Origin of the sequence: Nocardioides litoris (genome assembly GCF_006346315.1) — a bacterium.
In the GTDB taxonomy this organism is placed as follows: domain Bacteria; phylum Actinomycetota; class Actinomycetes; order Propionibacteriales; family Nocardioidaceae; genus Nocardioides; species Nocardioides litoris.
The window spans coordinates 1,047,171-1,067,347 of the sequence record NZ_VDMR01000001.1 but is presented as its reverse complement, the minus strand read 5'-3'; the positions used below and the strand labels follow the sequence as shown (position 1 = coordinate 1,067,347).

The 20,177-nt window shown below is 73.4% G+C and carries 17 protein-coding genes; 8 read left to right on the top strand and 9 right to left on the bottom strand.

Going from position 1 to position 20,177, the window contains the following annotated elements:
* The first annotated feature begins 54 nt into the window (after positions 1-54).
* The 4 genes from FJQ57_RS05165 (at position 55) to FJQ57_RS05150 (ending at position 4,725) form a co-directional block, all read left to right on the top strand.
* A complete protein-coding gene (locus FJQ57_RS05165) occupies positions 55-1,110 on the top strand; it encodes a glycosyltransferase (RefSeq protein ID WP_139978108.1) in 1,056 nt (351 codons plus the stop codon).
* 94 nt (positions 1,111-1,204) lie between these two features.
* Complete coding sequence (locus FJQ57_RS05160) at positions 1,205-1,945, top strand: succinate dehydrogenase cytochrome b subunit (protein ID WP_246081589.1); 741 nt, start codon at positions 1,205-1,207, stop codon at positions 1,943-1,945.
* Between the two features lie 12 nt (positions 1,946-1,957).
* The gene (locus FJQ57_RS05155; RefSeq protein ID WP_139978107.1) at positions 1,958-3,982 is read left to right on the top strand and encodes a fumarate reductase/succinate dehydrogenase flavoprotein subunit; all 2,025 of its coding nucleotides are present in this window, start codon (positions 1,958-1,960) and stop codon (positions 3,980-3,982) included.
* Positions 3,982-4,725, top strand: a complete 744-nt coding sequence (locus FJQ57_RS05150) for a succinate dehydrogenase/fumarate reductase iron-sulfur subunit (RefSeq protein ID WP_139978106.1) — start codon at positions 3,982-3,984, stop codon at positions 4,723-4,725. Before FJQ57_RS05155 ends, FJQ57_RS05150 begins: the two co-directional genes overlap by 1 nt.
* Here FJQ57_RS05150 and FJQ57_RS05145 read toward each other — a convergent pair.
* Positions 4,695-5,708: a helix-turn-helix transcriptional regulator gene (locus FJQ57_RS05145; RefSeq protein WP_170219279.1), complete on the bottom strand. Its 1,014-nt coding sequence runs from the start codon at positions 5,706-5,708 to the stop codon at positions 4,695-4,697. The two genes, FJQ57_RS05150 and FJQ57_RS05145, sit on opposite strands and share 31 nt — an antisense overlap.
* A gap of 18 nt (positions 5,709-5,726) precedes the next feature.
* Here FJQ57_RS05145 and FJQ57_RS05140 point away from each other — a divergent pair, with 18 nt between their 5' ends.
* Complete coding sequence (locus tag FJQ57_RS05140; protein WP_139978104.1) at positions 5,727-6,287, top strand: isochorismatase family protein; 561 nt, start codon at positions 5,727-5,729, stop codon at positions 6,285-6,287.
* A 14-nt stretch (positions 6,288-6,301) separates the two neighbouring features.
* Here the strand turns inward: FJQ57_RS05140 and FJQ57_RS05135 are convergent, their stop codons facing one another.
* Genes FJQ57_RS05135 through trpS form a run of 3 tightly spaced genes read right to left on the bottom strand, consistent with a single transcriptional unit; the run spans position 6,302 to position 8,904 of the window.
* Positions 6,302-7,309, bottom strand: coding sequence for a YihY/virulence factor BrkB family protein (locus tag FJQ57_RS05135; RefSeq protein WP_139978103.1), 1,008 nt, complete (start codon positions 7,307-7,309; stop codon positions 6,302-6,304).
* A gap of 1 nt (position 7,310) precedes the next feature.
* Positions 7,311-7,826 carry a 2'-5' RNA ligase family protein gene (locus FJQ57_RS05130; RefSeq protein ID WP_139978102.1) on the bottom strand — a complete coding sequence of 172 codons (516 nt, stop codon included), beginning with the start codon at positions 7,824-7,826 and terminating at the stop codon, positions 7,311-7,313.
* Between the two features lie 10 nt (positions 7,827-7,836).
* On the bottom strand, positions 7,837-8,904 hold the full coding sequence (gene trpS, locus FJQ57_RS05125) for a tryptophan--tRNA ligase (protein WP_139978101.1): 1,068 nt from the start codon (positions 8,902-8,904) through the stop codon (positions 7,837-7,839).
* Between the two features lie 43 nt (positions 8,905-8,947).
* Between trpS and FJQ57_RS05120 the strand changes: the two genes are divergently transcribed.
* Positions 8,948-9,706 carry a maleylpyruvate isomerase N-terminal domain-containing protein gene (locus tag FJQ57_RS05120; RefSeq protein WP_246081588.1) on the top strand — a complete coding sequence of 253 codons (759 nt, stop codon included), beginning with the start codon at positions 8,948-8,950 and terminating at the stop codon, positions 9,704-9,706.
* Complete coding sequence (locus FJQ57_RS05115; RefSeq protein WP_139978100.1) at positions 9,703-10,824, top strand: GNAT family N-acetyltransferase; 1,122 nt, start codon at positions 9,703-9,705, stop codon at positions 10,822-10,824. The genes FJQ57_RS05120 and FJQ57_RS05115 overlap by 4 nt, the downstream gene beginning before the upstream one ends.
* Here FJQ57_RS05115 and FJQ57_RS05110 read toward each other — a convergent pair.
* Together FJQ57_RS05110 and FJQ57_RS05105 are read right to left on the bottom strand one after the other, a co-directional pair.
* Complete coding sequence (locus FJQ57_RS05110; protein WP_139978099.1) at positions 10,773-12,026, bottom strand: MFS transporter; 1,254 nt, start codon at positions 12,024-12,026, stop codon at positions 10,773-10,775. The two genes, FJQ57_RS05115 and FJQ57_RS05110, sit on opposite strands and share 52 nt — an antisense overlap.
* Positions 12,027-12,146: 120 nt before the next feature.
* Entirely contained in the window at positions 12,147-12,611 is a 465-nt protein-coding gene (locus tag FJQ57_RS05105) for an SRPBCC family protein (RefSeq protein WP_139978098.1), read from the bottom strand.
* A 106-nt stretch (positions 12,612-12,717) separates the two neighbouring features.
* On the opposite strand from FJQ57_RS05105, the gene FJQ57_RS05100 reads away from it, so the two are divergent.
* Positions 12,718-13,425: an SDR family NAD(P)-dependent oxidoreductase gene (locus FJQ57_RS05100; protein ID WP_139978097.1), complete on the top strand. Its 708-nt coding sequence runs from the start codon at positions 12,718-12,720 to the stop codon at positions 13,423-13,425.
* Here the strand turns inward: FJQ57_RS05100 and FJQ57_RS05095 are convergent.
* The 3 genes from FJQ57_RS05095 to FJQ57_RS05085 all read right to left on the bottom strand — a co-directional run bounded on the left by FJQ57_RS05095 (position 13,409) and on the right by FJQ57_RS05085 (position 20,023).
* The gene (locus FJQ57_RS05095; protein ID WP_139978096.1) at positions 13,409-13,828 is read right to left on the bottom strand and encodes a hypothetical protein; all 420 of its coding nucleotides are present in this window, start codon (positions 13,826-13,828) and stop codon (positions 13,409-13,411) included. The two genes, FJQ57_RS05100 and FJQ57_RS05095, sit on opposite strands and share 17 nt — an antisense overlap.
* Positions 13,829-14,077: 249 nt before the next feature.
* Entirely contained in the window at positions 14,078-17,641 is a 3,564-nt protein-coding gene (locus FJQ57_RS05090) for an ATP-binding cassette domain-containing protein (protein WP_139978095.1), read from the bottom strand.
* A gap of 183 nt (positions 17,642-17,824) precedes the next feature.
* Positions 17,825-20,023 (bottom strand): NADP-dependent isocitrate dehydrogenase, encoded by a 2,199-nt coding sequence (locus FJQ57_RS05085; RefSeq protein WP_139978094.1) that lies wholly within the window; start codon positions 20,021-20,023, stop codon positions 17,825-17,827.
* Positions 20,024-20,177 lie beyond the last annotated feature (154 nt).

Below are 20,177 nucleotides of genomic sequence, written 5' to 3'. Positions count from 1 at the left end.
CAGGCGCCACCCGGTCCTGGGGGTCGCGTTCCCCGGCCGGGACACGGTGGACCCATGCGGATCGCGCTGGTCACCGAGACGTTCTACCCCGCCGTCGACGGCACCACGACGACCCTCAAGGCCGTCGCCGACCGGCTCGTCGACCTCGGCCACACGGTGCGGATCATCGCGCCGGGGCCTGGCCTGGCGACGTACCGGACCTCGCCGGTGGTGCGGGTGCGCCCCCTCGAGCCCGCCGGGCCGCAGGTGCGGGCGGCGCTGGAGCAGTTCGCGCCCGACCTGGTGCACGTCACCTCCCCCGGCGCGCTGGGCCGCAAGGCCCTCAAGCACACCAGCCGGACCGGCGTGCCGTCGCTGGTGGTCGAGCAGTCGGCCGTGCTCGACCAGGCCGCCGACTACTGGCGCACCAAAGTGGCCGACCGCGCCGACCGGGTGCTGGTGACCTCGACCTGGATGGTCGACCGCCTCGGCGAGCTCGGCGTCGACGCGGGCCTGTGGCGACCCGGGGTCGACGCCGCCGCGTTCACCCCGGCCCTGCGGGACCAGTGGCTGCACGAGTCGTGGTCGCGGGCGCGGACCCCCGGCGGGCCCCGCGTCGTCGTCGGGTACGTCGGCGGCCTGCACCGTCGCCACGGCGTACGCCGCCTCGCCGACCTCGCGCAGGTGCCCGGCTGCCGTCCCGTGGTGGTCGGCGGGGGCTCGCAGCGCGGCTGGCTCGAGTCGCGGCTGCCCGGCGCCCGCTTCACCGGGCCGTTGTGCACCGGCGACCTGACCGTCGCCGTCCCCACGCTCGACGTGCTGGTGCACCCCGGCGAGCACGAGACCTGCGCCCATGCGCTGCGCGAGGCCGCGGCGGCGGGTGTGCCCGTCGTCGCGCCGCGGGCCGGCGGCGCGCTCGACGTGGTGACCCACCTCGAGACCGGCCTGCTCTACGACCCCGGCCGGCCCCACGCGCTGCGCCGGGCCGTCGAGGCGGTCGTCGCCGACCGCCACCGTGGCCTGCTCGGCGCCCGGGGCCGCGAGGTGGCCTCCCGGCGCGGCTGGGCCGACGCCGTCGACGAGCTGGTGAGCCACTACGCGGGGCTGACCAGACTCCCGGCGGCGCCCTGAAGTTCCCGGTCGCGCGACTTCTGGGGGATTTCTCACACACCGGGACCCGGCCAGGTGGACGGCGGAGCTTTCCGCCGACGTACAGTTGCCAGTCGTGGCAACCACGACGCGCTCTCCCGCCAAGGCCAAGGCCGCCCAGGCCAAGAAGGCCAAGTCGCCGCGCACGACGATCCTGCTGAAGCTCACGATGGCCGTCAGCGGCCTCATCTTCATCGGCTATGTGCTGGCGCACATGTACGGCAACCTCAAGGCCTTCGCCGGTCCGGAGTCGTTCAACGGCTACGCCGAGCACCTGCGCGAGCTCGGTGAGCCGCTGCTCCCCCACGAGGGCTTCCTCTGGATCGCCCGCGCCGTCCTGCTGCTCTCGCTGGTGGTCCACGTGGCGTCGGCGATCGTGCTGTGGCGACGCGCCGGCAAGGCCCGTCCGGTCAAGTACGTCGTGACCAAGAACCGCAACTCGAGCTTCTCGTCGCACTGGATGCGCTGGGGCGGCATCACGATCCTGCTCTTCCTCATCTGGCACCTGCTCAACTTCAGCTTCGGCAAGGTCAACGTGAAGACCGGCGAGACCGGCTCGGCCGCGGGCGACCCCTACACCGTGATGGTGCAGAGCTTCGAGGTCTGGTGGCTCACCGCTATCTACCTCGTGGCGATGGTGGCGCTCGCGCTGCACCTGCACCATGGGACGTGGAGCGCCGCGCAGACGCTCGGCCTCACCGGGACGGCGAAGGCCCGGCGCACCGCCAAGGCGGCCGGCGGCGTGCTCGCCGTCGTCGTGGCGGGCGGCTTCGCCCTCATCCCGCTGTCCGTCCTGCTCGGCATCATCGAGAAGTAAGGAAGGTCCACCATGGCCGGCTCCACGCTCCACGACGGGCTCACCCCGCTCAACGGACCCTCGACCCAGACCTCCGACGACGCCCACGGCTACTACACGCCGGGCGAGCCGATCGTCGACCCGGTGGCCCCCACCGGTCCGATCGCCGACCGGTGGACGACCCGTCGGTTCGAGAACCGCCTGGTCAACCCGGCCAACCGCCGCAAGCTGACCGTCATCATCGTCGGCACCGGCCTGGCCGGCGGCGCTGCGGCCGCCACGCTCGGCGAGGCCGGCTACAACGTGAAGTCCTTCTGCTACCAGGACTCCCCGCGCCGGGCCCACTCCATCGCGGCCCAGGGCGGCATCAACGCGGCCAAGAACTACAAGGAGGACGGCGACTCGACGTTCCGCCTCTTCTACGACACCGTCAAGGGCGGCGACTACCGCTCGCGCGAGTCCAACGTCTACCGCCTCGCCGAGGTCTCGGCCAACATCATCGACCAGTGCGTCGCGCAGGGCGTGCCCTTCGCCCGCGACTACGGCGGCCTGCTCGACAACCGCTCCTTCGGCGGCGTGCAGGTCTCCCGCACCTTCTACGCCCGCGGCCAGACGGGCCAGCAGCTGCTCATCGGCGCCTACCAGGCCATGGAGCGACAGGTCGCGGCCGGCACCGTGCAGCAGTTCACCCGCCACGAGATGCTCGAGCTCGTCGTCGTCGACGGCAAGGCGCGCGGCATCATCGCCCGCGACCTCGTGACCGGCGAGATCGAGACCCACCTCGCCGACGCCGTCGTGCTCGCCTCCGGCGGCTACGGCAACGTCTTCTTCCTCTCGACCAACGCGATGAACAGCAACGTCACCGCGGCGTGGCGGGCGCACCGCAAGGGCGCCTACATGGCCAACCCCTGCTACACCCAGATCCACCCCACCTGCATCCCGGTCTCCGGCGAGCACCAGTCCAAGCTGACGCTGATGTCGGAGTCGCTGCGCAACGACGGCCGCATCTGGGTGCCGAAGAACCGCGAGGACTGCGACAAGGACCCGCGCGACATCCCCGAGGAGGACCGCGACTACTACCTGGAGCGGATCTACCCGTCGTTCGGCAACCTGGTCCCCCGCGACATCGCCTCCCGCCAGGCCAAGAACGTCTGCGACGAGGGTCGCGGCGTGGGCCCGATGGTCGGTGACTTCCGCCGGGGCGTCTACCTCGACTTCGCCGACGCCATCGAGCGCCTCGGCGAGGACGCGGTGCGCGAGAAGTACGACAACCTCTTCGACATGTACGAGCGGATCACGGGCGAGAACCCCTACCAGGTGCCGATGCGCATCTACCCCGCCGTGCACTACGTCATGGGCGGCCTGTGGGTCGACTACCACCTGCAGTCCAACGTGCCCGGCCTGTTCGTGACCGGCGAGGCCAACTTCTCCGACCACGGCGCCAACCGCCTCGGCGCCTCGGCGCTGATGCAGGGCCTGGCCGACGGCTACTTCGTGCTGCCCAACACCATCCGTGACTTCCTCGCCGACGGGCCCTTCGAGCCCATCGACGAGTCCCACCCCGAGGTCGTCGCCGCGCGCACGTCCGTGGAGGACCGCGTCGCCAAGCTGCTCTCCATCGGCGGCACGCGCTCGGCCGACAGCTTCCACCGCGAGCTCGGCCACATCATGTGGGAGTACTGCGGCATGGAGCGCAGCGAGGACGGGCTGCGCAAGGCGATCGACATGATCCGCGAGCTCAAGGCGGCCTTCTGGTCCGACCTGCGCGTCCTCGGCACCGGCGACAACCTCAACCAGTCACTGGAGAAGGCCGGCCGCGTGGCCGACTTCATCGAGCTCGGAGAGCTCATGTGCATCGACGCCCTCAACCGGCGCGAGTCCTGCGGCGGCCACTTCCGTGCCGAGTCGCAGACCGACGAGGGCGAGGCCCTGCGCCACGACGACGAGTTCTCCTACGTCGCCGCGTGGGAGTGGGGTGGCGACGAGGGCCAGCCCACGCTCCACAAGGAAGACCTGATCTACACCGCGATCGAGATGAAGCAGAGGTCGTACAAGTAATGAACCTGACTCTGAAGGTATGGCGCCAGGCCGGCCCCGAGTCCGAGGGCGGCATCCACACCTACCAGGTCGACGGCGTCTCGGAGGACATGAGCTTCCTCGAGATGCTCGACATCCTCAACGAGCAGCTCAACGAGCAGGGCGAGGAGCCCGTGGCCTTCGACCACGACTGCCGTGAGGGCATCTGCGGCAGCTGCTCGCTGATGATCGACGGCTACGCCCACGGCCCCGAGGTCACCACGACCTGCCAGCTGCACATGCGGTCGTTCTCCGACGGCCAGACCATCACCATCGAGCCGTGGCGGGCCGAGGCGTTCCCGGTCGTCAAGGACCTCGTGGTCGACCGCGGCGCCTTCGACCGCATCATCCAGGCCGGCGGCTACATCTCGGCCAACACCGGCTCCGCTCCCGAGGCCAACTCGGTGCCCGCGCAGCGCGACAAGGCCATGCGCGCCTTCAACGTCGCGACGTGCATCGGCTGCGGCGCCTGCGTCGCCGCCTGCCCCAACGGCTCGGCCTCGCTGTTCCTCGGCGCCAAGATCACCCACCTCGGCGAGCTCCCGCAGGGCCAGCCCGAGCGCAACCAGCGCGTGCTCGGCATGACCGCCCAGCACGACGAGGAGGGCTTCGGCGGCTGCACCAACATCGGCGAGTGCACCGCGGCCTGCCCCAAGGGCATCCCGCTCGACGTGATCTCCCAGCTCAACAAGGACTACCGCACCGCGCTTCGCGCCAAGTCCTGACCCGGCTCAGGGTCCCACCAGGCCGCCCTCCGGGCGAAGGCCTGCCGCAGCTCAGCGGGCTCCTCGACCCGCATCGCGAACGGGTGGTCGGAGAGCCGGATCACCGTCGCGTCGAGGTTGTCGGTGGTCAGCCGCAGCCGGGTCGTCGACTCGTCGACGGCCTCGGCCACCCCGATCCAGCGGGGCACGCTGCGGCGCACCTCCTCCAGCGGCGCCTCGAGCACCACGCTGACGCGCCACCCGCTCCACGTCGTGGCCAGCGACGTCTCGACCGCCTCGGCCACCTCCAGGCCCGCCGGGGCCCGGAACGTGGCGTCGGTCAGCTCGGCCGCCTGCAGCCGGTCGAGCCGGAAGGTCCGGCGGGCCCGCCGCAGGTGGCACCACCCGTGCAGGTAGAGGTGGCCGCGGACCACGACGACGCCGTACGGGTTGACCAGGCGCTCGGTGCTGCCACCACGCGAGCGGTGCCGCACCCGGCAGGTGCGCTCCCCCACCACGCCGGCGGCGAGGGTGGCCAGGAGGGCGGGGTCGGGCGCGGCGCCGGCGGCGAGGCGGTCGCTGCGCTCCGGGGGCACGACGACGGCGAGCACGTCGTCGACCCGCTCGGCCACCGACCGGGGCAGCGCCCGGCGCAGCTTGCCGAGCGCGGCTGCGGTCGGCGCGTCGTCGGTCGGGCCGGCCCGGCCCGCGAGCACGGCGAGGGTGAGGGTCAGGGCGACGGCCTCGTCGGTGGACAGCATCAGCGGCGGCATCCGGTAGCCCGCCTCGAGGTGGAACCCGCCCGCGCGGCCGCGGCGGGCGGTGACCGGGATGCCGAGCTCCTGCAGGGTGGCGACGTAGCGGCGCACGGTGCGCTCCCCCACCCCGAGCTCGGCGCCGAGCTGGGCTGCGGTGAGACCGGGACGTTCCTGGACGCGCTCGAGCAGGGCGAGCACGCGTCCGGCCGGATTGCCCCCTTGTCCGGTCGAGAACTGTCCGGTCACCGTCGTAGCGTACGCCGCATGACGACAGACACCACCGCACTCCTCGTGATCGACGTCCAGCAGGGCAACACCGCCGAGGCCTGGGACCGCGACGGCGTGGTCGGCCGCATCCGCGGGCTGATCGACCGGGCCCAGTCCGACGGCGTGCCCGTGCTCTGGGTCCAGCACGAGGCCGGTCCCTTCAAGCCCGGCTCCGACCCGTGGCAGATCGTCGAGGAGGTCCGGCCGGGCGACGGCGACCCGGTCATCGGCAAGCAGTACCTCGACGCCTTCGCCGAGACCGACCTCAAGCAGCGGCTCGAGACCCTGGGCGCCGGCCGCCTCGTGCTCTGCGGCGCCGCCACCGACGCCTGCATCCGCACCACCGCTGCCCGCGCGCAGGTCGAGGGCTACGACGTCGTGCTGGTCGCCGACGGCCACACGACCGCCGAGGGCCCGTGGGAGCTGCCGCTGCCCGACGGCACGCCCGTGGCGGTCGGCGCGAAGGAGATGATCGCCTACACCAACTTCACCGTCGCCGACACCGAGTACCCCGGTGTCACCACCGAGGTCGTCCCCGCCGCCGAGGTCACCTGGTAGTCGCCCGGGTGGTCTCAGCGCCTGCGCGAGACCGCGTCCTTGACCCGCTGCCCGAGCGAGCGGTCGTCGGCCTCGTCCGCCTCGACCCGGGTGAGCTCGGAGAGGTCGGGCGTGGCCGGCCCGTGCACCGGGTCGGCCGGCTCGGCCCGCCGCGCGGCGACCGCGTCGGGGTCGGTGAAGGACCACGCGGCGGCGTACAGGACGAGGCGGGAGAAGTAGTTGATCCAGACCAGCAAGATCAGCGCGATGCCGAAGGCCTGGAAGGCCGGCTGGCCCTGGGTCGAGGAGAGCAGCAGGCCCGAGAGCTGCTTGAGCACCTCGAACCCGACGGCCCCCAGCAGCGCACCCGACCGCAGCGCCCGGGCCGGGGTGTGCGGCTCGGCGAGGAGCTTGAACAGCACGTAGAACAGCACGGCGTTGGCGGCCAGGCCGAGGACGATGCCGATGACGACGACCAGCCAGGCCAGCTCGCTGCCGAGGCCGACGAGCTCGAGCAGCGCCGTCGACGACTGCGAGAGCAGGCCGGCGACGGCGACGGCGACCACGAGCACCAGGCCGACGACGACCAGGGCCACGAGGTCGCGCAGCTTGCCCTTGACGAACGACGGCTGCTCCCGCTGCGGGGTCTCGAAGACCGCCACCAGCGCCTCGCGGAGGGCCGAGACCCAGCCGAGGCCGGCGTACAGGACGCCGAGGAGGCCGATGACGCCGGCGAGGCCCGAGAAGTCCTGGACCTGGTCGATCGAGATCTGGTTGTCGCCGGAGCCGAGGATGCCGGGCAGCACGGAGTCGATGGCGCTGACCACGTTCTGCTGCGCGTCGGCGTACACCGAGGAGATGACCCCGACGGCGAAGAAGGCCAGGGCCAGGATCGGGAAGAAGGACAAGAACGCGAAGTAGGTGACCGCGCCCGCCTGCTGGCCGCCCTTGACCCGCCCGTAGTGCTCGTTCATCGACAGCACGTGGTCGAGCCACGGGCGGTGCGAACGCTCCTGCGCGAGGCGTTCCTTGACCGACGGCACGCTACTCCCCCTCGCCGAGGGCGAAGTCGCGGCAGGTGCGCCAGCCGCGCCGCTCGTCGTGGACGTAGAGGTGGAAGTCGTCGACGGTGAACTGGCACTCGAAGTCGGCCAGCTCGCGGAAGGCCCGGTCGAGGCGGTCGTCTGGCAGGTGGTGGGCCACCGTCACGTGCGGGTGGTAGGGGTAGGCGAGGTCGACGTCGAGCGGCCCCCGGCGTACGGCGTCGGCGAGCTGCTCGCACTGCGAGATGCCCTCGACGAGGGTGACGAAGACGACCGGCGAGACCGGCCGGAACGTGCCGGTGCCGCGCAGGTGGACCTCGAACGGCTCGACGTGGCCGGCCGAGGAGGCGAGGTGGCGCTCGACCTCGTCGAGGTCACCCTCGACCTCGGTCGGCGGGACCAGGGTGATGTGGGTCGGGATCGTCGCCGCCATCGCGTCGCCGACGCCGGCGCGGTAGTCCTGCAGCTCGGTGGCCCAGGGCTCCGGGATGGAGACGGCCACCCCGATCGTCGGCATGCCCGTGACCCTATCGGGCGGCGGGAGCGACGAATCCCACCCGCTGGTACACGTCGCGCAGGGTGCCGCGGGCGACCTCGCCGGCCTGCTCGGCGCCCTGGCGCAGCACCTCGGTGAGGTGGGCCTGGTCGTCGAGCAGCTCGAGGGTGCGGTCGCGGAACGGCGTCACGAAGGTGACGACGGCGTCGGCGAGGTCGCCCTTGAGCGCGCCGTACCCCTGGCCGGCGTACTGCTCGACGAGGTCGGCCACGCCGGTGCCGGTGAGGGCGGAGAAGATGGTCAGCAGGTTGCTGACGCCGGGCTTGGCCTCGGGGTCGAAGCGCACCTCGGTCTCGGAGTCGGTGACCGCCGAGCGGACCTTCTTGGCGCTCGCCGAGGGCTGGTCGAGCATCTCGATGATGCCCGCGGGCGAGGACGCCGACTTGGACATCTTGGCCGTCGGCTCCTGGAGGTCGGCGATCTTGGCCGTGGCCTTGAGGATGTAGGGCTCGGGCAGCCGGAAGGTCTTCTTGTAGCGGTGGTTGAACCGCTGGGCGAGGTCGCGGGTGAGCTCGAGGTGCTGGCGCTGGTCCTCGCCGACCGGGACGTAGTGGGGGCGGTAGAGCAGGATGTCGGCGGCCTGCAGCACGGGGTAGGTGAACAGGCCGACGGACGCCGCGCCCTCGCCGCCCTTGGCCGACTTGTCCTTGAACTGCGTCATGCGCCGCGCCTCGCCGAACCCGGTCAGGCACTGCAGCACCCAGCCGAGCTGGGCGTGCTCGGGCACGTGGCTCTGCACGAAGACCGCTGAGCGCGCGGGGTCGACGCCCATCGCGAGCAGCTGGGCGGCGGCGCGCAGGGTGCGCTCGCGCAGCACCTTGGGGTCCTGCTCGACGGTGATGGCGTGCAGGTCGGCGATGAAGAAGAACGGCTGGTGGTCGCGCTGCAGGTCGACCCACTGGCGCAGCGCGCCGAGGTAGTTGCCGAAGTGGAAGGAGTCGGCCGTGGGCTGGATGCCGGACAGGACCCGGGGTCGGGCGCCGGCACCCACCTGCGCGGGGACACCGACCTGGGGCTCGGGGTGGGCCGTGGCGGACATGGGCGCCATTCTTGCCGACGCCCCCGGTGGCAGGATGCTGCGGGTGCCCACCGACCTGAGCCTGGAGCAGCACCTCGCCGGCCTCCACGGCGCGATGACCGCCTTCGCCCGGTACGCCGGCACCGCCGGCCTCGACGTCCCCGTGCCGACCTGCCCCGACTGGACGGTGCGGCGACTGGTCGGCCACCAGGGCGCCGTCCACCGGTGGGCGACGGCGGCCCTCCAGGGCCGCGACCTCGACAAGGTCGCGGTCGAGAAGGCGGGCCGCAGCAACGACGACCCGGTGGAGTGGCTGCGCGACGGGGCGATCGCGCTGGTGCAGGCCCTGGTGGCGGCCCCCGACGACGTCGACGCCCCGACGTTCCTCCACGACGCGCCGCCGCCCCGCCGGTTCTGGGCCCGGCGGCAGTGCCACGAGACCACGGTGCACGCCGTCGACGCGCTGGCGGCCTCGCTCGGCCGCCGCCCACGGGTCGCGGAGACCTGGTTGACCGACGACACCGGTCGCGCGCTCGCCCTCGACGGCCTCGACGAGCTGCTGCTGGGGTTCGTGCCTCGCTCACGCTCGCGGCTGCGCTCCCCCGAGCCGGTCGCGGTGGCCGTCGTGCCGACCGACGCCGACCACTCGTGGCGGGTCGAGGTCGGCGAGGCCCCACCGGTGGCCACCCGCGTCGACGGCGTCGCCGACGGCGACCGGGTGCTGACCGGTTCGGCCGCCGAGCTCTACCTCGCCCTGTGGCACCGCGTCGACGAGCCCGCCTCCGACGTCTGGCCCCTGTGGCACCTGAGCGCGGTGGGATGACGGGCCTGGTGGGCGGCTCGGCGCCGGTGCTCACCGACGGCGAGGTAGTGCTGCGCGCGCCCGGTCTGGACGACCTCGCCGGGGTGCTGGAGCAGTTCGCCGACCCGGTGACGGCCCGGTGGACACCGGCGCCCGTGCCGTTCGGACCCGTCGAGGCGCTCGAGCTGGTGCGCGACATCGTCCCGGCGATGTGGGCCGACGGGTCGCAGGCCTTCTTCGCCGTGCTCGCGGGCGGTCGCTACGCCGGCACCGTCGCGCTGGTCGACGAGGGCCACGGCCGGGCCTCGGTCTCGTACGGCGCCCACCCGGCCGCCCGGGGCACCGGCGTCCTCGAGCGGGCGGTCCGGCTGCTGCTGGACTGGGCCTTCGCCGAGCGCGGGGTCGAGACCGTGGTGTGGCGCTGCGAGGCCGGCAACTGGGCCTCGCGCAAGCTGGCCTGGCGGGTCGGGTTCACCGTCGACGGCGTGCTGCGGCACTCCCACCCCTCCCGCGGCCGGCTCGTCGACGCCTGGGTGGGCACCCTGCTGGCCGACGAGCCGCGTGAGCCGGCGGGTCGCTGGCTCGTGCTGCCCGAGCTCAGCGGCGACGGAGTGCGACTGCGCGCGGTGGCCGAGCGCGACGTGCCCCGCGTGGTCGAGGCCTGCACCGACCCGGTCACCCAGCACTGGCTGGGGCGGATGCCGGCGTCGTACGACGAGCACGACGCGCGGACCTGGATGGCGACCCACGCCGAGCGGCTGGCCACCGGCACCGCGGTCACGTGGGCGGTGGCCGCCGCCGACACCGACGACCTGCTGGCCGCGGTCAACCTCTTCGACATCACCGAGCGGCACGCCGAGATCGGCTACTGGTCGCACCCAGCGGCGCGCGGACGGGGAGCGGTGGCCGCGGCGGTGCGGCTGGTCACGGGGTGGGCCTTCGCCGAGCTCGGGCTGCGCCGGGTGCGGATCGTCTGCGCGGTCGACAACGTGGCCTCGCGCCGCGTCGCCGAGGCCTGCGGCTACCGCGGCACCGGCAGGGAGCGGCTCGGCACCGAGCTGCGCGACGGGCTCGCCGACATCGTCCGCTACGACGTGCCGGCCGAGGAGTGGCCGACGGACACCGGCTCGGGCGCCTGACGGCGGTGCAGCCCGGCGGCCACCAGGATGACCGCGAGGCCCACGACCGAGAGCCCGACGCCGACGAGCGCGGGGGCGCGGTAGCCGGCCCCGGCCGCGATGACGACGCCGCCGAGCCAGGCGCCCAGCGCGTTGGCCGCGTTGAGGCTGGCGTGGTTCATCGCGGCGCCGAGGGTCTGGGCGTCGCCCGCGACGTCCATCAGCCGCAGCTGCAGGTTGACCACCAGGACCGAGCCGAGCGCGGTGACGAGGAACGCCACCGGGAGCAGGGTCCAGCCACCCGGGGCGGCCAGCCAGTAGAGCAGCAGGGCCACGCCCATGCCGGCGGAGCCGATGACCAGCGACCCGATGACCGACCAGTCGGCCAGCGTCCCGGCCAGCCAGGTGCCGACGACCATGCCGAGGCCGAAGACCAGCAGCAGCACCGGCACCGCGCCGTCGCCGAGACCACCGACCTCGGTGATCGTCGGGGCGGCGTACGAGAAGACGGCGAACATGCCACCGAAGCCGACCGCGCCGGCCAGCAGCGTCAGCCAGACCTGGGGCTTGGCGAACGCGCTGAGCTCGGTGCGTCCGGTCGCGGTGCGGTCGGGGGCGAAGCGGGGCACGAACGCCAGGATCATCGCGACGGTGACCAGGGCGAGCACGGCGACGGTCCAGTACGCCGATCGCCACCCCAGGTGCTGGCCGAGCCAGGTGGCGACGGGGACGCCGGCGACGTTGGCAACCGACAGGCCGAGCATCACCGAGGCGACCGCCCGGCCCTTGCGGCCCACGGGGGCGAGGTCGGCGGCGACCAGCGACGCGACGCCGAAGTAGGCGCCGTGCGGGAGACCGTCGAGGAACCGGGCCAGCACCAGCCAGTGGAAGCTGGACACGACCGCGGTCATCACGTTGAAGAGGCCGAAGACGGCCATCAGCCCGACGAGCAGCGCTCGCCGCGGCCACCGGGCCCCGAGGTAGGCGATGAGCGGGGCACCCACGACCACCCCGAGCGCGTAGGCCGAGATGACGTGGCCCGCGCTCGGGATCGACACCTCGACGCCCGCCGCGATCTCGCGGATCAGGCCCATCGTGACGAACTCCGTGGTGCCGATCGCGAACCCGCCGGTGGCCAGGGCCAGCACGGCCAGGCCGAACCGAGCGGCACCAGGGTCGCGGCCCGTGGTCTCGACGTCGGGTCGGGCGGCGGTGGAGGTCATCACGTCTCTCGGGTCGGGATTGTCGGTCCTCCATCGTGAACCCGGGGGCGGCGCGGACCTATTCCGCACCGCCCCCGCAGGACGTGCTGTGACGAGCCTCTCCGGGAGGCTCCGGGTCGGTCAGCCGGCGACGGCCGAGGCGAGGTTGCCGAGCGAGTCGTCGAGCTGCTGCTGGGTGACGAGCGGGAAGGAGACCTTGCTCAGGATGTCGGGGTCGGTGACCTTGGCCCAGTCGTAGGTCAGGGTCACGGTCGTGGCGTCGGACCCGTCGGCCTCGAGCTCCCACACCCACTCCCAGCCCGGCGGCTCGGTGCCGGCAGGCGCGGTCTGCCAGGCCAGCAGCTTGTTGGCGTCGTAGCCGGTGACGGTGTTGTCGGTCTGGTAGTCGCCGCCCATGTGGTCGCCGGTCATGTTCATCCGGAAGGTCTGCCCGGTGCCGGTGATGCGGTCGGTCCGGTCGTCGGAGACGACGAAGCCGGAGCCGTCGAGCTCGGCGTGGCGGGCGGGGTTGGAGAGCACGTCGAACACCGCCGTGGTGGGGGCGTCGATGGTGCGCTGGACCTGGATCCTCTTCTCGTCGGTCATGCCCCCACTGTGCGTGGCCCGGCCGCGCCGTCCCTCACCCGCCCGGGTCGCCCGGGGCTCGCCGGGGGTGAGGCAGCCGGCCGACCCGGTTGCCGATGATCGAGGCATGGAGCTGGACGGGGCCCGCACGTTCGTGGCCGGCGCGAGCGGTGCCCTCGGGGGCTCGCTCGCGCGCGGCCTGCACGACCGGGGCGCCCGGGTCGTCGTCGGTGGCCGCCGCCCCGGGCCGCTGGCCGACGTGGCGTCGTACGTCGGGACGGAGGCGGTGCTCTTCGACGCCGTCAACGCCGACGCGTGTGCCGAGGCCGTGCGCGCGGCGGTCACGCAGCTCGGCGGGCTCGACCTGCTGGTCGTGACGGTGGGGGTGGCGGCCTTCGGGCCGGCCGTGGAGGCCGACCCCGCGGTGGTCGACGAGCTGTTCGCGGTCAACGTGCTCGGGCCGATGGCGCTGGTGCGGGCCGCGGCGCCGTCGCTGGCCGAGGGCGACCGCGGTCAGGTGACGGTGCTGTCGGCGATCCTGGCCGACCTGCCGACCAACCAGATGGCGGAGTACTCCGCGACCAAGGCCGCCCTGTCGGCGTGGCTCGACGTGCTCCGCCGAGAGAACCGGCGGTCGTTCTCGGTCCTCGACGTCCGTCCGCCGCACCTCGACACCGGTCTCGAGACGCGCGCCCTCGCGGGCGAGCCTCCGTCCCTGCCCGGTCCGGTGCCGGCCGCCGACGTCGTCGAGGCTGTGCTCGCCGCGATCGCCGCGGACGGACGGGTGCTCGGCTGGGACCCGAAGGCCGGGGCGTTGGTCAGCAGATCTGCTTGATGTCGGTCACGGCCGTCTCGAGCTGCTGCCGGGCGGCCTCGACGGCGTTGGTGTCGAGCAGGTCGCCCGCCGCCGCGGCCGTGGCCTGGCTGAGCAGGGTGTCGATGGCCGTCTTGGCCTGGTCGACGTCGGACCCGAGCTGACCCGACGTCGCCGTCTGCGCCACCCCGAGCGCGCTGCTGACCGCCTGCAGGTCCTGCTTGGCCGCCTGCGGGTCGGCCCCGATCGAGTCCGCGGCGTTGGACGCCGCCTGGCTCGCCTGGTCGGCCGTCTGCCGCGCCGTCTCGCACGCCGCGTCGTTGGCCGCCTGCTTGGCGGTGTCCTCCACCGCGTCGCACCCGGTCAGCGCGGTGGCGGCGGTCGTGGCGGTCAGGGCGGCGGCAGCGAGGACAGAACGACGCATGCGGCGATGGTGCCAGACGGTCGTGCGGCCCTGCCCGCCCGTCAGTGGCGGTGGTCGAGGCGGGACGTCCTTCGAACCGGTGCCGGCGAGCGAGACGGTTCGACGCGAGGGGCGGGGTGGTCCTCGACGCGCCGCTCAAGGACGAGCTGCGCCCAAGGGCGGGTGAGACGTCAGACGAGCGGGCGGCTCGGACAACCAGGTCGTATGACGTCCGACCCGGGCCGACCCGGCGCAAGCCGAGCCGGCGGGTCAGCCGGCGAGGTGGGACCAGCGGGGGGCCAGGTCGGACCAGGGGCCCGTGGCGGCGACCTCGCCGTCGACGAGGACCACGACGCGGTCGGCCTGCTCGAGGGCGGCCCGCTTGGACGTCGCGCCGAGGACGGTGGTGCCGCGGGCGCGCAGGGCCGACCAGAGCTCGACCTCGGTGGCGGCGTCGAGAGCACTGGAGACGTCGTCGGCCAGCAGGAGCTCGGCGTCGGTGGCCAGCGCACGGGCCAGGGCGAGGCGCTGGACCTGGCCGCCGGAGAGCCGGACGCCGCGGTGGCCGACGACGGCGTCGACGCCACCGGCGTCGGCGAGGTCGGGCCCGAGGCGGGCGTCGGCGACCGCGTGCTCGAGGTCGCGCTCGTGGCCGAGCAGGACGTTGTCGGCGAAGGTGCCGGAGAGCACCCGCGGCACCTGGGCGACGTGGGCGACCTGGCCCGGACGGAGGAACACCTGGGCGTCGCCGACCTCGACGTCGTTCCACCGCAGGGACCCGGTGTGCTCGACGAGGCCGGCCAGCGCCGAGAGCAGGCTCGACTTGCCCGAGCCGACCTGGCCGAGCAGCAGCACGAGCTCGCCGCGGTCGACCTCGAGGTCGACGCCGACCACGCCGCGGGTGCCGTCGTCGTGGACGGCCGCCAGGTCGCTGAGCACCAGGCGCTGGAGCGGCGTGCGCGGCGCGGGCTGCGGGGCCGGGGCGGTGCCGGCGACCAGGTCGACGCCGGGACGCTGGGAGACCAGGTCGACGCCGCCGGCCAGCCGGCTCGAGGCCTGCTGCCACGCGCGCACGCCCGGCGCCTCGGTGACGACCGCGCCGGCGACCCGGCCGAACCAGTCGAAGCCGTTGACCGCGCCCGAGACCAGGATGGCGGTGGCGAGGTCCCACCCGCCGAGGAAGTACGTCGCCCAGGCGGCCACCACCCCGCACTGCACCATCACGACGGGTACGCCGTCGAGGACGGCCTGCACGCGGTGCTCGAAGACGGCCGCCTCGACGCGCCCCTGGTCGACCTGCTTGAGGTGGCCGTGCACAGCCGGGGTGGCCGCGGCCAGCTTGACCGTGCGGGCAGCGTCGAGCGCGGAGACGAGGGACCGGCCGAACCGAGCCCGGGCCGCGGAGGACTCGGCCGCCGACCGCCCGGCGATCGGCCGGCCGAGGGACGACGCGGCGGCGGAGGCGACCATCACGCCCAGCAGCACCCCGCCGGCGAGCAGGCTGCCGCCGGCGATGGTGGTGACCACGACGATGGCGAGGCCGTTGGTGAAGTCGACCCAGCGGTCGGCGTACCGGGCGTAGCGGTCGGCGTCCATCGACCGGGCCACGACCTCGCCGGGCGGGGTGCGGGTGAGGCGGTGCTGCTCGGTCTGACCGGCGAGCATCGACATCCGCACCCGGAGCATGACCTCGACCCACCAGCGCGGGTAGCGCCGGATGGCTGCGGTCAGCAGCAGCGGCGCGGCCATCACCGAGGCCGCGACCCCGACGAGCAGCAGCCAGGTCTCGGCGCCGGCGCTGCCGCCGTCGGAGAGGTGCTGGACCAGCGAGCCCCACGCCCAGCCGGTCAGCGCCCCGAAGGCGCCGACGAGGGCGGAGACGAGGAAGAGGAGCGCCGCGAACGCCCCCCACCAGGGCCGGATGAGCAGCGCGTGCGTGATGCCGCGGGCCAGGCTGGGTCCGTGCCCGACCTCGGGCAGGGCCGGCGGCGGGCCGGTGCGGCGGGCGCCGCCGACGGCGCCCGCCGGCACCTCGGCCGCGGGCTCCCCCGCGGCCGCCGCGTCGGCGTCGGCCAGCTCGTCGAGCTCGTCGCCGTGGCTGGCCTCGAGCAGCGAGCGGAACGGTCCGGGCCGGCCCGCCAGCGCGGCGCGCGGACCGGCCTGCACGACCCGTCCGGCGTCGAGCACGGCGACCAGCTCGGCGCGGCGCGTGGTCGAGAGCCGGTGGGCGACGAGGAGGCCGGTGCGCCCGCGCAGCAACCGGTCGGAGGCCTGCACGACGAGCGACTCGGTGAGCGGGTCCATGCGGGCGGTCGCCTCGTCGAGGACGACGACCTGCACGTGGCGCACCAGCAGCCGGGCGAACGCGACGAGCTGCTCCTCGCCGGCCGAGAGCGTGGTGCCGCCGGGGCCGAGGAGGGTGTCGAGGCCGCTGGGCAGGCCCGCGACCCACGCGTCGAGCCCGAGCTCGGCCACCGCGGCCTCGACCTCGGCGCGGGGCACGTCGGTGAACAGCGTGATGTTGTCGGCGAGCGAGCCGGCGATGATCTCGGTGCGCTGGGTGACGACGCCGACGACCGACCGCAGCCCCTGCAGGTCGAGGCCGAGGACGTCGGTGCCGCCCACCAGCACGGAGCCGGGCTCGGGGTCGACGGCGCGGGAGACGAGCGAGGCCAGGGTGGACTTGCCGGAACCGGTGCGGCCGACGAGCGCCACGGTCTGGCCCGCGGGCACGTGGAGGTCGACGCCGCGCAGGGCGAAGGTGCCCTCCTCGTAGGCGAAGTGCAGGTCGCGGAACTCGACCGAGACCGGACCCTCGGGCACGGACCGCCCGCCGACCGGCTCGGGCTCGGAGTCCAGCAGCTGGCGCAGCCGCACGACGGCGCCGAGCCCGGCCTGCAGGTCGGGCAGGTGCCGGGCCATCTGGTCGATCTGGCCGACGAACGTGCTGGTGACGAGGAAGAGCGTGACCAGGCGACCGACCGACAGGCCGTCGGAGACGGCCAGCGCGACGCCGCCCACCGCGACGCCCGCGAGCAGCGCGTGCAGGATGAGGCCGGTGCGCAGCGTGATGCCGGTCTGCACCGCCAACAGCCGCGAGAACCGCCGATGCACCTCGCCCGACAGCGCCGCCAGCCGGCGTACGGCGTGGGCCTGGCCCAGGCTCGTGCGCAGGTCGTCGCGGCCGCTCACGCCCTCCTCCATCGCGGCGGCGTGGTCGGTCCAGGCCATCTCCTCGCGCACCGTCAGGTCACGGACCTCGGGCAGCAGCGGCCGCATGACCCGCCACACGGCGTAGCCGACGAGGGGGAACAAGAACCAGGCCGGCCACCAGGTCAGGCCGGCGACGACCCACATCGGCACGGCGGCGAAGACCGTGCGCAGGGCGTCCCAGACCTGGCGGCGCAGCAGCGCGCCGACCTCGTGGGTGTCGTCGTCGACGCGGTCGAGCACCTCGCCGACGGCCTGCTCGTGCAGGTGGGCGAGCGGCTGGCGCAGGGCCGCCTCGAGCAGGTCACCGCGCAGCCGGCCCTCCGCGCGGTCGACCACGGCGTACCACGCCGTGCGGCCGACGGTGTCGAGCACCGCACCCCCGACGACGGCGAGCGCGAGCAGCCACACGAGCGTGCGGGTCGGGCCCTCAGCCAGGGCACCGGCCAGGACGGTCCCGAGGGTCTTGCCGAGCGCGCCGAGGAACGACGCCCCGAGCGCCCACGGGACGGCGCGCTGCCGCAGGCGCCGCCAGTCGACGGTGCGGGCCGGGTCGGTCTGGTCACTGCCGGGGCTGCCGCCGGGCGGGTCGTGGCGGGTGGGGCGCTCGGCGGTGGTGGTCATCGTGGGACGACGCTACGCCTGACCACGGACAGTTCTCACCCGGGTTTCCGAGACCCTGGCCCGGCAGGCCGGGGACGGCCCCGGGACGGCCGCCGCGACGCGCTCGTCGACCACCGTGGGGCCCGTACGCAGCGCGCCCTCCTCGACCACGGCGTGGTCGAGGGGGGCGCGTCGATCAGCGGGTCAGAGCGCGGCGAGCGCCGCGTTCAGGGTGGCCGAGGGCCGCATGACCTCGTCGGCCTTGGCCTCGTCGGGGCGGTAGTAGCCACCGATGTCGGCGGGGCTGCCCTGGACGCCGTTGAGCTCCGCGACGATCTTCTCCTCGTCGGCGGCCAGCGACTCGGCCAGCGGCGTGAAGGTCGCGGCCAGGTCGGCGTCGTCGGTCTGCTGCGCGAGCTCCTGGGCCCAGTACAGGGCGAGGTAGAAGTGGGAGCCGCGGTTGTCGATGCCGCCCAGCTTGCGGGTCGGGGACTTGTCGTTCTCCAGGAACGTGCCGGTGGCCTTGTCGAGGGTGTCGGCCAGCACCTGGGCGCCCTTGTTGTCGGCGTACCCGGCGAGGTGCTCGAAGGAGGCGGCCAGGGCGAAGAACTCACCCAGGCTGTCCCAGCGCAGGTAGTTCTCCTCGACCAGCTGCTGCACGTGCTTGGGGGCGGAGCCACCGGCGCCGGTCTCGAACAGGCCACCGCCGTTCATCAGCGGGACGATCGAGAGCATCTTGGCCGAGGTGCCGAGCTCGAGGATCGGGAACAGGTCGGTGTTGTAGTCGCGCAGCACGTTGCCGGTGACCGAGATGGTGTCCTCGCCGCGGCGGATGCGCTCGACGGAGTACTGGCAGGCCGCGGCGGGCGCCATGATCTCGATGGTCAGGCCGTCGGTGTCGTGGTCGGCGAGGTAGGTCTTGACCAGGCCGATCAGGTTGGCGTCGTGGGCGCGGGTCTCGTCGAGCCAGAAGACCGCCGGCGCGCCGGTGGCTCGGGCGCGGGTGACGGCGAGCTTGACCCAGTCACGGATCGGCTCGTCCTTGGTCTGGCAGGCGCGCCAGATGTCGCCGGGCTGCACCTCGTGCTCGAGGAGCACCTGGCCCGAGCCGTCGACGACCTGCATGGTGCCGGCGGCGGGCGCCTCGAAGGTCTTGTTGTGCGAGCCGTACTCCTCGGCCGCCTTGGCCATCAGGCCGACGTTGGGCACCGAGCCCATGGTGGCCGGGTCGTAGGCGCCGTGGGCGCGGCAGTCGTCGATGACGGTCTGGTAGACCCCGGCGTACGACGAGTCGGGGATGACCGCGAGGCAGTCGGCCTCCTTGCCCTGGGGGTCCCACATGTGGCCCGAGGTGCGGATCATGGCCGGCATCGAGGCGTCGATGATGACGTCGCTCGGCACGTGCAGGTTGGTGATGCCCTTGCGGTCGTCGACCATCGCCATCGCGGGGCCGTCGGCCAGGCCCTGCGCGACGGCGGCCTTGATGGCCTCGCCCTCGGGCAGCGACTCGACGGAGGAGAGCAGGGCGCCCAGGCCGTCGTTGGGCGAGATGCCGGCGGCGCGCAGCTGCTCGCCGTACTGCTCGAAGAGCGTGGGGAAGAACGCCTGCACCACGTGGCCGAAGATGATCGGGTCGGAGACCTTCATCATCGTGGCCTTGAGGTGCACCGAGAACAAGATGCCCTCGGCCTTGGCCCGGGCGATCTGCTCGGTGAGGAAGCGGCGCAGCGCGGCGACGTCCATGAAGGTGGCGTCGACGACCTCGCCGGCGAGGACCTCGACGTCGTCCTTGAGGACCGTCTCGGTGCCGTCGACCGCGACGTGCTTGATGGTCAGGGTGTCGTCGGCGGGGATGATCACCGACTTCTCGTTGGAGCGGAAGTCGTGCTCGCCCATGGTGGCGACGTCGGTCTTGGAGTCGGCCGACCAGGCGCCCATGCGGTGCGGGTACTTCTTGGCGTAGGCCTTGACCGCGGCGGGGGCGCGGCGGTCGGAGTTGCCCTCGCGCAGCACCGGGTTCACCGCGGAGCCCTTGACCTTGTCGTACTTCGCCGCGATCTCGCGCTCCTCGTCGGTCGAGGGGCTCTCGGGGTAGTCGGGCAGGTCGAAGCCCTGCTGCTGCAGCTCCTTGATCGCGGCCTTGAGCTGCGGCACGGAGGCGGAGATGTTGGGCAGCTTGATGATGTTGGCCTCGGGCTGCGTGGCCAGCTCGCCGAGCTCGCCGAGCGCGTCGTCGGCCAGCCCGAACTGGGCCAGGATGCGCGCCGCCACCGAGATGTCGCGGGTCTCGACGTCGACCCCGGCCTTGGCGGCGTACGCCGCGATGATCGGGAGGAACGAGTACGTCGCCAGCAGCGGTGCCTCGTCGGTGTGGGTGTAGATGATCTTCGCGGTCGTTGCCATGGGTGCTGGTCAGCTCCTGCTGCTCGCGGTGAAGTGTCTCGACGTCAAGATACCCGACGCTCGTCGTGCTGCTCATGCTGGCAGTCGGGGGTGACCCGGGCCAGTCCGGCGCCGGTCTAGAGTGCGGCGCACCTCACGTTTCGCCCCCACGCAC